Raw genomic sequence first — 14,547 nt, 5'->3', positions numbered from 1 at the left:
GGTGGCCGTCACAGACGGCCGTGTCTCCCATGCTCAGACGGTTCTCACGGTGAGGAGAGCAATGGAACGCGAGCCGAACCGCGCACTTCAGCGGCTCATCATCGAGTCGGGCTTCACCCACAAGGGGCTGGCCCGCAGGCTCAACGACCTCGGGGTGACCCGCGGTCTGTCCGGCCTGAAGTACGACCACAGCTCCGTGCTGCGCTGGATCGGTGGCCAACGACCCAGAGGCCCCGTCCCCATGCTGCTCGCGGAGATCTTCTCCCTCCGGCTTGGCAGGGCGGTCGGCGTCGAAGATCTCGGCCTGCCCGCCGTCTCCACCCCCACAGATCTGGGGCAGGAGTTCACTCACACGTGGCAGGAAGGGATCGCGACCGTGACAGCACTGTGGCGCGGGGACGTAGAAAGACGCAGGTTCCTGCTCGACTCCACCTTCGCGATCGGCGCGGGTTCGACCGGGGCTCTGCGCTGGTTGACCCTGCCCGTCGAGGAGCACCCCACGGCCAACGGTCCCCGCCGGGTCGGCATGGCCGACATCGCCGCGATCAAGGAGGTCACCCGGTCGTTCGGCGAACTCGACAACAGGTTCGGCGGCGGCAGGGTCAGATCGGCGGTCGTGAAATATCTCGACACAGCCGTCGCCCCACTGCTCGGTGAGGGCTCCTACGCCGAGACGACCGGCAGGGCGCTGGCGTCGGCCGCGGCCGAGCTGACCAGGCTCGCCGGGTGGATGGCCTACGACCTGGAGCAGCACGGCCTGGCCCAGCGCTACCTGATCCAGGCGCTGCGGCTGGCCAGGGGGGCCGGTGACCACGGGCTGGGCGGAGAGATCCTCGCGGGAATGAGCCACCAGGCCCTGTACATCGGCCAGCCCGCCCACGCCCTCGACCTGGCCAGGGCCGCCCAGCTCTCGGCCCGCCGCGCCGGGGTCTACGCCCTGCTGGCCGAGGCCCACGTGGTCGAGGCCCACGCCCACGCACTCCTTGAGGACCGCCCGGCGTGTGGGGCCGCCCTGCACGAGGCGGAACTGGCCTTCGACAGGCGTGAGACAGGGGAGCGGCCCGACTGGATCGCCTACTTCGACGAGGCCTACCTGTCGGCCAAGTTCGCCCACTGCTTCCGCGACCTGGGCGACGGCGCGGCGGCCGTACGGCACGCGCGGCGGTCCCTGGACATGGACGGCCGCTATGTCAGGGGGCGGATGTTCAACCTGGCGCTGCTGGCGGCGGGACTGCTGCAGCGCGGGGAACTGGAACACGCCTGCGTCGCGGCGGCCGAGGCACTGGACCTCGCGACGGGGCTGCAGTCGGCACGGACCCGGTCCTACGTGGCCGACCTGCGCCGCAGGCTGGCCCCCTTCGCCGGGAACAGGACGGTCGCCGAACTGGACGTGCGGGCCGGAGATCTCGTCTCCGTCACGTGAGCCGAACCTGACAGGAACCCTGACAGGGTACGGCCGGCGAATTCATGCGGACTTTACAGCGGACATGACAAAGGGGCCCGGTTGCGCACACCGGGCCCCTCTGTGGTGGAGCTGGGTGAGTCAGGGGTTTGGACCCCCTGACTCGGAGACCGTCAGGTCCCTAACGGCTTACTTGTAGATCTCGCCGTTCGGGCCAACGATCTTGCCGGACCAGACAGCGGCGGCCTTCTTGTAGATGTCGGCGGTCTCGCCGTCGAAGTAGGCCGAGGTGATCAGGTCGTAGCGGCCGTTCTTGTCCTGGTCGCCGAACTGGCTGGTGACGCCGTTGACGTAGCCAAGACGCTTGTTGTTGTTGTACTTCAGGACCCAGGGGCCACCGTCGGCGCCGGGGGTGAGAGCACCCTTGACGCCGATGTGCTCCTCGATCTTCTGCGCGGCCGAGACGTACACCTTGCCGGTGGTCTTGCCGTACACCCACTTCGGCGTCACGCCGGTGAAGGGCTTGTCGCCGTCGGGGTGCGGGCCCTCGGGGTAGCCGAAGACGAAGACGGCCTGGCCGGTCTTCTGGTTCCACGCGAAGCCCTGGCCGCCGACGTTGTCACCGAGGCGACCGGCGTCCTTGGACAGCTCGATGAAGTAGCCGTAGTCCTTGATGAAGTACTTGGCGTCAGAGCCGGCGATGACCCACTGCTTCACGTAGTAGCGGGTGATCGTCCACTGGCCGGTCTTGGGGTCCTGAGCCTTCTTGCCGGGACCCGCGTACTTGTCGTACTCCTCCTTGGAGACGATAACGGTCTCCGTGAAGGCCTTGGCGCCCGGCTTGATGGTGGTGACGTCAGCAGCCCCGGCGTAGGTGCCCTCGCTGACCTCCCTGGGGAGGTAGGCGCCACGCTTGTCGTCCGGACCGGTGGTCTGCGGGTCAACCTTGTCGACGACCTCACCGGCGTTGCCGGTGGTGCCAATCCACTTCTCGTACTCTTCCTTGGTGACCTGCTTCTTCTCTTCCTTGGTCCACTTCGAACCAACGAAGGACTTGAACTCGTTCTCGGTGACGCGCTTGACGCCGCCGGAGAAGACGCCGTTGTAGACGGTGACGAACGCGTAGTCGCGGTCGTAGTCCTCGTAGACGTCGAAGTCGTAGTGCGTCCAGGCGGTCTTACCGACGTAGATGCCGTAGGGGGTCTTGCCCTGGTAGTAACCCGGGACGAACACCCAGTTCTTCAGCACGTCAGCGTCGCCGACACCGGCGGTGTCGTAGACGTTGTGAGCGGCGGTGACGACCAGGTTGCGGTACTTCGACTGGATCGAAGCGCCGGAGGCCCAGCGGTTCTTGCCCTGCTTGTCGGTCCAGAAGACCTTACCGATGTTCTTCGGCAGGTTGATGTTCTTGACCTTGGTGGGGACGACCTTCTCCTCGCCCGTCGGCAGCACGGCGCCCGGCTTGCCGTCGGGGGAGTAACCGCCACCGGACTTCCAGGAGGTGGGGGCGGCGTCGTGGTAGTACGCGGTCGCGCTCTTCAGGGCGGCGTTGTTCGACGCGCTCCAGTAGTCAACGACCGAGATCGCGTCGGCGTTGTTGGCGGCCAGCGGGTCGGTCGCCCAGTCCGGGGCGGCCTGGGCGGTGCCGGCCAGACCAGCGGCCAGCAGACCGGAGGCGAGAACGGCGCCACCGGCCGGGAGGAGGATGCGCTTCAAGGGAACTCCTTGGTCTGATGTGGAACGCATCTTGCGTCCCATGCGTCAGTAAAGGGATAGCCAGGAACATACAGTGTCGATCTTGAAGAGCGGAAGCCGGTTGGCGAGGCTGCGAAGCGCCCAAACCTCCCGATATCATTCTGTTACCTTTATGGGGCCATGTCGCTCCCGTGGCGCTTGTAGGTGATCTACGGTGTTTTTGCAGATCAACTTGAATTTGTTGCCGGTGTGACTGAAGTGGCGTGTTCGCCCTAATACTTTCCGTTACCGGACTGATGTGATGCAGATCACATCAGTCTGATGGCACCGAATCCGGGAAATTCACGTCTAACACTTCCGGTCGGCGGCCCGGGGAACGGCTCTCCGGCGGCATCTCGGGCTCGAGATGAGGCTGGAACCATGATCGTGAGCGTTCCCGCTGAGGTTTTCCGGGCATGACAAAGGGGCCCGGTGTGCGCACACCGGGCCCCTCTGTGGTGGAGCTGGGTGAGTCAGGGGTTTGGACCCCCTGACTCGGAGACCGTCAGGTCCCTAACGGCTTACTTGTAGAGCTCGCCGTTCGGGCCAACGATCCTGCCGGACCAAACGTTCGCGGCCTTCTTGTAGATGTCGGCGGTCTCGCCGTCGAAGTAGGCCGAGGTGATCAGGTCGTAGCGGCCGTTGCCGTCCTGGTCGCCGAACTGGCTGGTGACGCCGTTGACGTAGCCAAGACGCTTGTTGTTGTTGTACTTCAGGACCCAGGGGCCACCGTCGGCGCCGGGGGTGAGAGCACCCTTGACGCCGATGTGCTCCTCGATCTTCTGCGCGGCCGAGACGTACACCTTGCCGGAGGTCTTGCCGTACACCCACTTCGGCGTGATGCCGGTGAAGGGCTTGTCACCGTCGGGGTGCGGGCCCTCGGGGTAGCCGAAGATGAAGACGGCCTGGCCGGTCTTCTGGTTCCACGCGAAGCCCTGGCCGCCGACGTTGTCACCGAGGCGACCGGCGTCCTTGGACAGCTCGATGAAGAACTGGTTGTCCTTGATGATGTACTTGGCGTCAGAGCCGGCGATGACCCACTGCTTCACGTAGTAGCGGGTGATGACCCACTGCCCGTTGTCCTTCTTCTCGACGTAGCAGAGGCTGTGCTCCTGGGCGTACTTCTCAGCCTCCTCCTTCGACGCGACGATGGTCTCGGTGAAGGCCTGGGCGCCCGGCTTGACGACGGCGGGGCCGCCGATGCCAGCAGCCTGCAGGTAGGCGTTCCTGCTGACTTCCTTGGGCGCGTAGGTGCCGCGCTTGTCGTCCGGGCCGGTGATCTGCGGGTCGACCTTGGCGATGACCTCACCGGCGTTGCCGGTGGTGCCGACCCACTTCTCGTACTCTTCCTTGGTGACCGAGGCCTTCTTCTCCTCGACCCACTTCGGACCGGTGAAGGACTTGTACTCGTTCTCGGTGACGCGCTTGATGCCGCCGGAGAAGACGCCGTTGTAGACGGTGACGAACGCGTAGTCGCGGTCGTAGTCCTCGTAGACGTCGAAGTCGTAGTGCGTCCAGGCGGTCTTACCGACGTAGATGCCGTAGGGGGTCTTGCCCTGGTAGTAACCCGGGACGAACACCCAGTTCTTCAGCACCTCGGCGTCGCCGACACCGGCGGTGTCGTAGACGTTGTGAGCGGCGGTGACGACCAGGTTGCGGTACTTCGACTGGATCGAAGCGCCGGAGGCCCAGCGGTTGTTGCCCTGCTTGTCGGTCCAGAAGACCTTACCGATGTTCTTCGGCAGGTTGATGTTCTTGACCTTGGTGGGGACGACCTTCTCCTCGCCCGTCGGCAGCACGGCGCCCGGCTTGCCGTCGGGGGAGTAACCGCCACCGGACTTCCAGCCCTTGGCGGAAGCGTCGTGGTAGTAGGCGGTCGCCTTCTTCAGGGCCTCGTTGTCGGACGCGGTCCAGTAGTTGACGACAGAAGTCGCGGCAGCGTTGTTGGCGGCCAGCGGGTCGGTCGCCCAGTCCGGGGCGGCCTGGGCGGTGCCGGCCAGACCGGCGGCCAGCATGCCGGAGGCGAGAACGGCGCCACCGGCCGGGAGGAGGATGCGCTTCAAGGGAACTCCTTGGTCTGATGTGGGACGCATCTTGCGTCCCAAGCGTCAGTAAAGGGATAGCCAGAAACATACAGGGGCGATCTTCGTAAGCGGAAGCCGCTCCGCTAAGTAAAGTCGCCGGTCAACCCGTCAGGGATCGTTCCAAAGAGGGATGGTGGGGGTGGGGTGCCTGTTGCTGCTGTGAGGCATATGAACTGTTTTTGCAGATCAGTGAGATGGCGGTGTGGGTGGTGAAGATCCTTGGTGGACCGATCCCAAGTTGGGGCGCCCCGATCTCATGTGACGCAGATCACATTTTTCGATGGCACCAAATCGGCCTGAACTACGTCTAACGCGCCCATAGTCAATCCGTCGTGGAATCGTCACTCACTGAAATATGGACAAAAAGGACGCGAGGCCCGGCGGGTGCCGGGCCTCGCGTCGTGTGAGGAGAGAAAACCTCGGGTTCTAGCGGTAGAGCTCCCCGTTGGGGCCGACGATCTTGCCAGACCAGACGTTGGAGGCCTTCTTGTAGATGTCGGCGGTCTCACCGTCGAAGTACGGCGAGGTGATCAGGTCGTAACGGTTGTTCTTGTCCTGGTCGCCGAAGAGGCTGGTGACGCCGTTGACGTAGCCGAGACGCTTGGCGTTGCTGTACCTGACGAGCCAGGGGCCACCGTCGGCGCCGGGGGTGAGGGCGGCCTTGAGGCCCACGTGCTCCTCGACCTTCTCGGCGGGCGAGACGTAGACCTTGCCGGTGGTCTTGCCGTACACCCACTTCGGCGTCACGCCGGTGTAGGGCTTGTCGCCGTCGGGGTGCGGGGCCTGGGGGTAGCCGAAGACGTACACGCCCTGGCCGGTCCGCTGGTTCCAGGTGAAGCCCTGGCCGCCGACGTTGTCGCCGAGGCGGCCGGCGTCCCTGGACAGGCCGATGAAGAAGTTGCCGCCCTTGGTCCACTTGGGGCCGGTGAACTTGTCGTACTCGTTCCTGGTGACCTTCTTCTCGCCGTTGGCGAGGACGCCGTTGTAGACGGTGACGAACGCGTAGTCGCGGTCGTAGTCCTCGTAGACGTCGAAGTCGTAGTGCGTCCAGGCGACCTTGCCGACGTAGATGCCCCAGGGAGCCTTGCCCTGGTAGTAGCCCGGGACGAAGACCCACCTGTCGAGGACCTGGGGATCGCCGTTGCCCGCGGTGTCGTAGACGTTGTGGGCGGCGGTGACGACCAGGTTGCGGTACTTCGACTGCACCGAGGTGGCCGACGCCCACTTCGGACGCCCACTGGCGTCGACCCAGAACACCTTGCCGATGGTCCTGGGCAGGTTGATGTTCTTGGCGGTGGCGGGGGTGGCCCGCTCCTCACCGATGGGGAGGACGGAGCCGGGCTTACCGTCGGGAGAGTAGCCGCCGCCGGACTTCCAGGAAGGCGGAGTGCTGTCGTGGTAGTAAGCCGTGGCGTTCTTCAGGGCGGCGTTGTTCGACGCGGTCCAGTAGTCGACGACGGAGACCGCCGCGGCGTTGTTGACAGCCATCGGGTCGGTGGCCCAGTCCGGGGCGGCCTGGGCGGTACCGGCCAGGCCGGCGGCCAGCAGACCGGCGGAGGCGACGGTGCCGACGACGGGAAGGAGGATGCGCTTCAAGACTGCTCCTTGCGCTGCTTGAGTGCAGGCATCGGAATCAGGGGACGACAGAAACCTATGCAGACAGGTAAGAGCAAAGCTTGATATAAGACTGCCTTAAGTCCCTTTTAAGGTAGCCATAAGGTTCCTATAAGGTTCAGAAAGCGCGCTGGCGGTCGGCGTACTCGTAGACGACATAGGTCGACTGAATGAAGTACGGAGAGGAGATGCGGTCGTACTTCTTGTCGGTGTCGGTGTCCCAGGCGAAGCTGTTGACGCCGTTCAGATAGCCGACGCCCTGGTCAGGATCGTAGTAGATCAACCAGGGTCCGCCGCTCGCTCCACCGGTGAACGTGCAGCCCAGCGAGACGCCCATCTCGACCAGACGGGTCGGCGCCTTGGTCTGGTAGGTGCGCCCGTCGCACCACAGCATCCGTTGCCCGTCGTAAGGCCTGCTGCCGTCGATGTTGGGGGCGGCCGGATAGCCGAAGGCGAAGACGGACAGCCCGACACCGCGGTTGACCATCAGGCCCTGGCCGCCGACGTTGTCCTCCAGGCTGCCGACCGACTCCATCTGGTAGGTGTTGGCCGCCTTGCCGGGCTTCCACACGAACCCGTCGTGCACCGTCACGAAGGCGTAGTCGTAGTCGTAGTCACCCTGGGCGGTGAAGTTCTCGTGCAGGTTGAGCGAGTGGCCGACGTAGATGCCGTACGGCGTCTTGCCCTGGTCGTAGCCCGGGATGAAGATCCAGTAGTCGGCGTGCCTGTTCCGCTTGGGGTCGAAGGCGCAGTGTCCGGCCGTGGCGACCAGGTGGCGGTTCTTCGAGGCGACGGCCGAGGCGGAGCACCAGTACTCCTTGTCGCCGATCTTGAAGAAGACCTTGCCCACGGTGCGGGGGAGGTTGCTGCTCGATGACTGCTTCTTCGTCGGCACGGCGGGGCTGACGACCGGAGAGGAGGCCTTGGGGTTGCTGTAGGTGACGGCCTTCACCGCCGTGCCGCCGCTGGCCGTACCGGTGGGGGTCGGGGAGACCGGGGCGGAGGAGGCCTTGCTGCCGTCGCTGGGCTTGACCTCGGGGGTGGCGGGGTTGTTGTTCTGGGCCTGCTTGAGCTTGGCCGGGCTCCAGTACTCCGCGATCCGCTTCACATCCGCGTTGGTCTTGGTCAGCGTGATGGAGGTGATACTGCCCGCCGTCGCCTTCTCGGCCTGGGCGCTCACGGCGCCCGCGCTCCCGGTGAACGCGGACATGACGAGCACGCCGGAGGCCACGAGGGCGCTCAGGGGGGCCGTCAACCGCCTCACGCGGGGGGACATGGCGGGTGTTCCCTTCTGGGATCAAGGGGAAAAGTTGGTCGTAAGGGGTGATTTTTCCAGATCGATTTGGTTTTGGGCAGTTCGGTGGGGTGATCTACTTCGAGGTCTTAGACGTGAGGTTTTGTAGTCCTCCTTGAAAGAGTATGCATCTTCGGACATAAACCCCTTGTCAGACGGGGGGAAGACCCGCCATCGGCGGGTCTTCCCGTTCACGGTGTCTGTCCTCAGACGGGAAGCTTCCCGGTCCAGAGGTTGGCCGCGTACTTGTAGATGCCGTAGGTCTCACCGTTGAAGTACGGGGTGGTGACCCGGTCGTAACGGCCGTTCTTGTCACTGTCGAGCGTCAGGCTCACGACGCCGTTGAGGTAACCGGTCCGCTTGCTGCTCTTGTACTGCAGCAGGAACGGGCCGCCGCTGGCGCCGGGGGTGAAGGCGCACTTGATGGCCTGCTGCTCCTCGGCCTTGAACTGTGCCACGACCGGAGCCGCGCCGGTCGCGCCGTAACACCACTTCATGGTGTGACCGCTGTAGGGCTTGTCACCGTCGAGGTGGGCCGCGGCCGGGTAACCGAACGTGAAGATCTTCTTGCCGGTCCGCTGGTTCCAGCTGAAGCCCTGGCCACCGACGTTGTCGCCGAGGCGGCCCGCGTCGGCGAAGGTCTTGATGTAGAACTTCGTGATGTAGAACTCGGCGTCCTTGCCGGGGATGACCCAGCGCTTCACGTAGGAGTGCTCGATCTTCCACTGCCCCGTCTTGTCGTCGCGGAAGACGCGTCCCGGGTGGGTGGTGTTCGAAGCGGCCTCGTACTCCTTGGCCTCGGCCTCGGAGACGACCTCGATCGTCTGGTAAGCCTGGGCGCCGATCTTGATGGTGGAGGGGCCGCCGATCTTCGCGGCCTCCTTCCACGCCTCGTTGTCGACTTCCTCCGGGGCGTAGAGGCCGCGCTTGTCCTCGGGGCCGGTGATCTGCGCGGCGACGGCGTCCTTGGCGAATCCGACGCCGCCGTAGCGGCCGATCCACTCCTCGTAGGTCTCCTTGGACACCTTGGTGTCCTCGGTGTACTTGAGGCCGGTGTACTTGTCGAACTCCGCCTTCTTGACTTCCCTGGCGCCGGTCTGCTTGACGCCGTTGTAGACGTTGACGAACGCGTAGTCGTAGTCGTAGTCCTCGTAGACGTCGAAGTCGTAGTGGACGTTGACCTTGGAGCCGACGTAGATGCCCCAGGGAGCCTTGCCCTGGTAGTAGCCGGGGATGAACACGAAGTTGTTGTAAGGCTTGTTCGTGTCGGTGTCGTAGACACAGTGACCCGCGGTGGCGACCAGGTTGCGGTACTTCGACTGCACCGAGGTGCCGGAGCACCAACGCTCCTGGCCCTTGTCGTCGAGGAAGAAGACCTTGCCGACGGTGATGGGAAGGTTCAGGTTCTTGGACCTGCCCGCGCTCTTGCCGCTCTCACCGGTGGGGGCGACGTTTCCGGCCTTGCCGTCGGCGGAGGCGCGCGAGGCGCCGGTCTTGAGCTTGGCGGAGACGGTGCCCTCGGAGGTGTACGTCTTGGCCGACTTCAGCTTGGAGGGGGTCCAGTAGCCCGCGATGGCCTTCGCGTTGCCGGAGGCGGCCAGAGTGATCGTCTTGCGGTCCGGAGCGGCCTGAGCTGAGGACGCGAGAGTCGCACTGACCATGGAGGTGGCCACGACGGCACCGCCAAGGGGGAGGATCAGGTGCTTTGCTCGGAAGTTCAATCTAGCTCCTTCTTTGTCATGGGTCACTCGGGACGCAACCCACGCATGCGTAAAGAGACAAGTGCTGACCGTACTAGGCAAAGAACGGTTAAAAGACAACAAAACGGACATCACAGGGTACCGTTATGTTTTCGTTACCAAACGGATGGAACCGAATTCGCAAGATCGGCGTCTGATCTCTCCCGCTTTGAATGTGCCGGAAGTCGGCGTCTGTGCCTGGCTGTGAGCTGCGAAAACGAGAGAGTCGGTCGTTGCCGGGGCGGGACGGGTACGGGAGGCTGAGCCGCACCTGGCGTCACGCGACATTCGGGGGAATCCTTGCGACGTCTCATCGGCCTGGCAGCTGCCGGGTTCCTGGCCCTGCCCTTGTCCGGGTCCCTGTTCGGTACGGCCGCCGCCTCGCCGCCCCATGGGTCCGACCGGGCGGCGAACGCGCCGGTCGGGTCCGGCCCGCCGTACCCGGGAGAGGTGGTGCCGATCGTCCCCGGGCCGGTCAGGCCGGGCGGGGACCGGCCGCCGAACCGGGTCAGGACGTTCCTGCTCACCTTCGCCCGTGGCGAGAGTCCGACGCCGGTCCTCCGGCACGTTCTGCTCATGTGCGACCCGCCGAGGGGCACGCACTCCGATCCGGTGGCGGCGTGCGGTGCACTGGTCGCGGCCAAGGGGGACCCGGGTGCGCTCACGCCCCTGTCCGGCGTGGTCTGTACGACCCGGTACGACCCGGTCACGGTGACCGCCACCGGGACCTGGGATGGAAGGTTTGTCCGATTCGTTAAGACCTACGGCAACGACTGCTCGCTGTACGCCGCGACCGGTGCGGTCTTCTCCTTCGGAGAGCGCTCCAAGTCCTGAACGGGGTCCGGTCTCCACGGCCGGGTCCCGTACGGAAATTCCTGACTCGGAAAAGGCCGTTCCGCTGTCCTGAAAAGAAAAGGGGCGGCCTTACCCGGCGGTTGACGTGGAACGATTCAGCACGGCCGTGCGGTGGGTGGATCCGCAGGTGAGAGGCCTGTCCATCACATCATGGGAAACTCCGGCAACACCGGTTCCCCCTGCTTCTCCGGTGTCCGTGGGAACAATGGGCCGCCGGAATCACGGACCTCCCGGTGTCATGAAGCGGTGACACATCGGTTCCGATTCGTGATCGAGATGATCTAGGCGTGGGCGTCAAACGCCGCCGAAGATGGACGAAAGCCGTAATTTCGTGAAGGCAGTCTGAACGTGGCCGGGGATCCGAACGACGTCATCGAGTCCAAGGGGCCCGCGGGCCCCAGGCGCTGGGTCGGGATCGCGGTGCTGGCCGCGCTCGTGGTCGTCCCGGTCGTCAGCCTGCTGGCCAGCAGGGATCCCGGGCTTCCGCCCGTCCCCGACACGGGGGCCACCACCTCGGGCGCCGTCTCGGCACCGGTGGCCGCGTCGGCCCCCACCAACGTGCTCCACCCCAAGCCACGCCGCAAGGGCGGCAAGGAGATCCTGGACGTCGTCTTCCCCGACGGCACGAAGGCCGAGATCGGCTATCCCGCGGAGCTCGGCCTGGCCGAACTGGGTGTACGGCCCGCCCTCGGCGGCTGGCTCGACGGCTACTTCAGCCTGTACCGGGAGCTGACCGTTCCCCCGGGAGGGCGCGACGAGATCGCCCAGGGCGGCCCCATGATCCGTGAGCTGGCCGGCCAGAGCACCCTCTGGCAGCCGGCGAGCCCCACCGAGGGGCAGATCATGCTGTTCGACTTCACTCCCTGGTACGTCACCTTGCGCGACCAGAGGAACGGGATGACCTTCGAACAGCGGCAGCTCTGGGCCAAGAACCTGCGCGGTGAGGTGACGAAGGACGGCTACCTCGTGCTGAAGGCCTCCTCCCCCGTACGGCTGGGCAAGTCCGGGCAGATCTTCAGAGGCGGACTCGCCGGGCCGCGGCTGTGGTTCGGCGGATTCGGCGGGCCACTGGTCGTGGTCGCGCCCATGCCGGGCTGCGACACCGCCGGGATCGGCCCGATCGAAGCGGGGCAGGGCGTCTCGGAGAGCGTCTGTAAGAACGGGATATACGTCGCGGCCTCCGGGGAACGCGACATCGTGGAGCGGGTGATCGCCGGAGTCAGGGGCAAACCGGTTCGGTAGGGTGCGGCCATGTTCGCCGTAACCGCCACCCGGATCGACCCGGAGGACCCGCTCGCCGGGCTCACACTCGGGCAGCGCCCCGACCCCGAGACGCCGGACGGCTGGACCGTCGTCACGGTGCGGGCCGCCGCGCTCAACCACCACGACCTGTGGACGCTCAAAGGCGTGGGAATCCGTCAGGAGAGGCTGCCGATCGTCCTCGGCTGCGACGCCGCGGGTGTCGACGAGGACGGCAACGAGGTCATCGTGCACGCGGTGATCGGCGAGGGAGCCGACGAGACACTCGACCCAGGAAGGTCGCTGCTCTCCGAGGTCCACGACGGCACCTTCGCCGAGCGGGTGGCCGTACCCCGGCGGAACCTGGTGCCCAAACCCGCCGCGCTCAGCTTCGAGGAGGCCGCCTGCCTGCCGACCGCGTGGCTGACCGCCTACCGGATGCTGTTCGAGAAGGCGGGGCTGGAACCCGGTTCGACGGTGCTGGTCCAGGGGGCCGGCGGCGGTGTCGCGACCGCACTGATCGTCCTGGGCCGGGCGGGCGGCTACCGGGTCTGGGCCACCAGCCGGTCGGAGAAGAAGCGGCTGCACGCCCTGGCTCTCGGCGCCGACCAGGTCTTCGACAGCGGCGCCCGGCTGCCGGAGCGGGTGGACGCGGTGATGGAGACCGTCGGTCAGGCCACCTGGGCGCACTCGCTCAAGGCGCTGCGCCCGGGTGGCCGGATCGTCGTCTCGGGGGCCACCAGCGGAGCCGTACCGCCCGCCGACCTCAACCGGGTCTTCTTCCTGCAGCTTTCCGTGGTCGGTTCCACCATGGGCACCCGTGACCAGTTGGGCAGGCTGGCCCGCCTCCTGGAGCAGACCGGTGTCCGGCCGACGATCGACCGGGTGCTCCCGATGACCGAGGCCCGCGCGGGGTTCGCGGCCCTGCGGGACGGCGACGTCTTCGGAAAGATCGTCTTCACCCTGCCGGGCTGAAGCCCGCTCAGGCCGAATCCCGCCCGGCTGAGCCGTACCCGGTCGGGCCGCGCGGGTCAGCGCAGGGCGTCGCGGATACGACGGGCCGCGTCGTAGAGCGCGTCCTGCGCGGTGGCCAGTGTCTCCTCGGTCACCCGTCCCGCCGCCGTGTCCTGACGGACCTCCTGGACGAACTCGGCAAGCATCTGCCCGAGCTGGTCGTCGGCCTCGGCGGGGCCGTGGCCGGTGAAGCTCTCCGCCCAGTGCCGCTTCCACTCGTGTTTCCACTCGTGGGCCTGGCGCTTCCACTCATGCTTCTGCCGTCGCCACTCGGCCTTCTGCTCCCGCCAGGACTCGCGCTGCTCCTGCCTGACCTGCTGCTCCTCGTGCCTGACCCCCTGACGCACCTCGCGCGCCATCTGGGTCAGCTCGTCGCGCAGTGACCTGACCGTGTCGCGCACGTCCTCCTTGACCTCGCGGGCGATGTCACGGACCGACTCGGAGATCTCCTGCTCAAGGTCGGCGAGCTCGTCGCCCCTGGCCTTCAGTTCCTCCTGGCCCTGCTCGGTGAGGGTGAAGACCTTCTTGCCGTTCACCACCTCGTGGGTGACCAGACCCTCCTCCTCCAGACGGGCCAGGCGGGGGTAGATCGTGCCGGGGGAGGGCGAGTAGACGCCGAGGAAGCGGTCCTGGAGCAGCCTGATCACCTCGTAACCGTGGCGCGGGCTCTCCTGGAGCAGCTTGAGGAGGTAGAGACGCAGCCGCCCGTGGCCGAAGACCGGGCTCATGCCAGTGCTCCCTTCAGCAGGGTGACGTCCGCGGAGAGGGTGGTCGCGGCCAGCGAGGCCATGCCCCCGCCGATGCGGCCGCTCAGCGTCTTCGCACCCGGCTGGCTGGTGTGGCGCAGCTCGGCGAAGGCGGTGTTGATCCTGCCCGAGGTCGAACGGATGGTGACGTCGGTCTCGACCGTGGACGGAAGCCTGAGCACGATCTCGCCGGAGACGCTGTTCAGCGTCACATGACCGGTCGGCGGAAGCTCCAGGTCGGCGGTGATCCGGCCGGAGACGGTGGTCGCGCTCAACCGGCGGGGTGTGCCCTGGGCCACGGTCAGCTCACCCGAGACACTCTTGAAGGACAGGTCGCCGACCAGGCCACGGCTCTCCACGGTCCCGGAGACGGTGTCGGCGGTGATCTCGCCGCTCACCCCGTCGAGCACGATCTCGCCGTTCACGCTCTTGACCGAGGTCCGGTTCTCGAAACCGGCGACGACGGCCGAGGCGGAGACCACTCCCGCGCTGACCGGGCAGTCCTTCGGCACGGTCAGGGTCAGGGTGGCCTCCCTGCGCCCCGGCTGCAGCCAGCCGAGCACACCCTCCCACGTCAGATCCTTGTAGGTGACGACGAGCGTGCCGTCGTCGTCGTGGGTGACGATCAACGGCGGGGTGCCGATGTCGGTGACCTCAAGGGTGGGCGGCCCCTCGCTGGCCAGCACCGCCAGCCTCCCCGCCACTATCCGCACGTTGAGCTTGCGCACGGTGTCAAAGGTGAGCTGCTCGGGTTTCTCGATCGTCCACTGCCGCATGTTCGTGACCTCCTTATGGAGACACGATATGTCGCGTTATCGGCAATGGT

General features: G+C 66.1%; 11 protein-coding genes. 4 read left to right on the top strand and 7 right to left on the bottom strand.

The genetic code is table 11. The annotated features are described in order from the left end of the window. The first annotated feature begins 61 nt into the window (after positions 1-61). Positions 62-1,423 (top strand): hypothetical protein, encoded by a 1,362-nt coding sequence (locus ABZ470_RS03100; RefSeq protein WP_352015112.1) that lies wholly within the window; start codon positions 62-64, stop codon positions 1,421-1,423. 168 nt (positions 1,424-1,591) lie between these two features. On the opposite strand, the gene ABZ470_RS03095 is transcribed toward ABZ470_RS03100, so the two are convergent. From ABZ470_RS03095 to ABZ470_RS03075, 5 genes are all read right to left on the bottom strand, one after another. Beyond that, positions 1,592-3,118, bottom strand: coding sequence for a hypothetical protein (locus ABZ470_RS03095; RefSeq protein ID WP_362909611.1), 1,527 nt, complete (start codon positions 3,116-3,118; stop codon positions 1,592-1,594). A gap of 539 nt (positions 3,119-3,657) precedes the next feature. Next, positions 3,658-5,199: a hypothetical protein gene (locus ABZ470_RS03090; RefSeq protein ID WP_352015114.1), complete on the bottom strand. Its 1,542-nt coding sequence runs from the start codon at positions 5,197-5,199 to the stop codon at positions 3,658-3,660. 447 nt (positions 5,200-5,646) lie between these two features. After that, on the bottom strand, positions 5,647-6,816 hold the full coding sequence (locus ABZ470_RS03085; protein WP_352015115.1) for a hypothetical protein: 1,170 nt from the start codon (positions 6,814-6,816) through the stop codon (positions 5,647-5,649). A gap of 136 nt (positions 6,817-6,952) precedes the next feature. Next, on the bottom strand, positions 6,953-8,110 hold the full coding sequence (locus ABZ470_RS03080) for a serine protease (RefSeq protein WP_362909608.1): 1,158 nt from the start codon (positions 8,108-8,110) through the stop codon (positions 6,953-6,955). A gap of 224 nt (positions 8,111-8,334) precedes the next feature. Further along, positions 8,335-9,849, bottom strand: coding sequence for a hypothetical protein (locus tag ABZ470_RS03075; protein ID WP_352015117.1), 1,515 nt, complete (start codon positions 9,847-9,849; stop codon positions 8,335-8,337). A gap of 318 nt (positions 9,850-10,167) precedes the next feature. Between ABZ470_RS03075 and ABZ470_RS03070 the strand changes: the two genes are divergently transcribed. The 3 genes from ABZ470_RS03070 (at position 10,168) to ABZ470_RS03060 (ending at position 12,936) form a co-directional block, all read left to right on the top strand. Beyond that, positions 10,168-10,701 carry an SSI family serine proteinase inhibitor gene (locus ABZ470_RS03070; RefSeq protein WP_362909606.1) on the top strand — a complete coding sequence of 178 codons (534 nt, stop codon included), beginning with the start codon at positions 10,168-10,170 and terminating at the stop codon, positions 10,699-10,701. A 369-nt stretch (positions 10,702-11,070) separates the two neighbouring features. Next, a complete protein-coding gene (locus tag ABZ470_RS03065; protein ID WP_362909604.1) occupies positions 11,071-11,964 on the top strand; it encodes a hypothetical protein in 894 nt (297 codons plus the stop codon). Positions 11,965-11,973: 9 nt separating this feature from the next. Further along, positions 11,974-12,936: a zinc-binding dehydrogenase gene (locus ABZ470_RS03060; protein WP_362909602.1), complete on the top strand. Its 963-nt coding sequence runs from the start codon at positions 11,974-11,976 to the stop codon at positions 12,934-12,936. 56 nt (positions 12,937-12,992) lie between these two features. On the opposite strand, the gene ABZ470_RS03055 is transcribed toward ABZ470_RS03060, so the two are convergent. Both ABZ470_RS03055 and ABZ470_RS03050 read right to left on the bottom strand, forming a co-directional pair. Continuing rightward, complete coding sequence (locus ABZ470_RS03055) at positions 12,993-13,703, bottom strand: helix-turn-helix transcriptional regulator (protein ID WP_362909600.1); 711 nt, start codon at positions 13,701-13,703, stop codon at positions 12,993-12,995. Next, positions 13,700-14,497, bottom strand: a complete 798-nt coding sequence (locus ABZ470_RS03050; protein ID WP_352015123.1) for a DUF4097 family beta strand repeat-containing protein — start codon at positions 14,495-14,497, stop codon at positions 13,700-13,702. Before ABZ470_RS03050 ends, ABZ470_RS03055 begins: the two co-directional genes overlap by 4 nt. Positions 14,498-14,547: the final 50 nt, after the last annotated feature.

Origin of the sequence: Streptosporangium sp. NPDC020072 (assembly GCF_040631445.1) — a bacterium.
In the GTDB taxonomy this organism is placed as follows: domain Bacteria; phylum Actinomycetota; class Actinomycetes; order Streptosporangiales; family Streptosporangiaceae; genus Streptosporangium.
The sequence above is the reverse complement of the archived record's forward strand: the minus strand, read 5'-3'. Positions and strand labels throughout refer to the sequence as shown.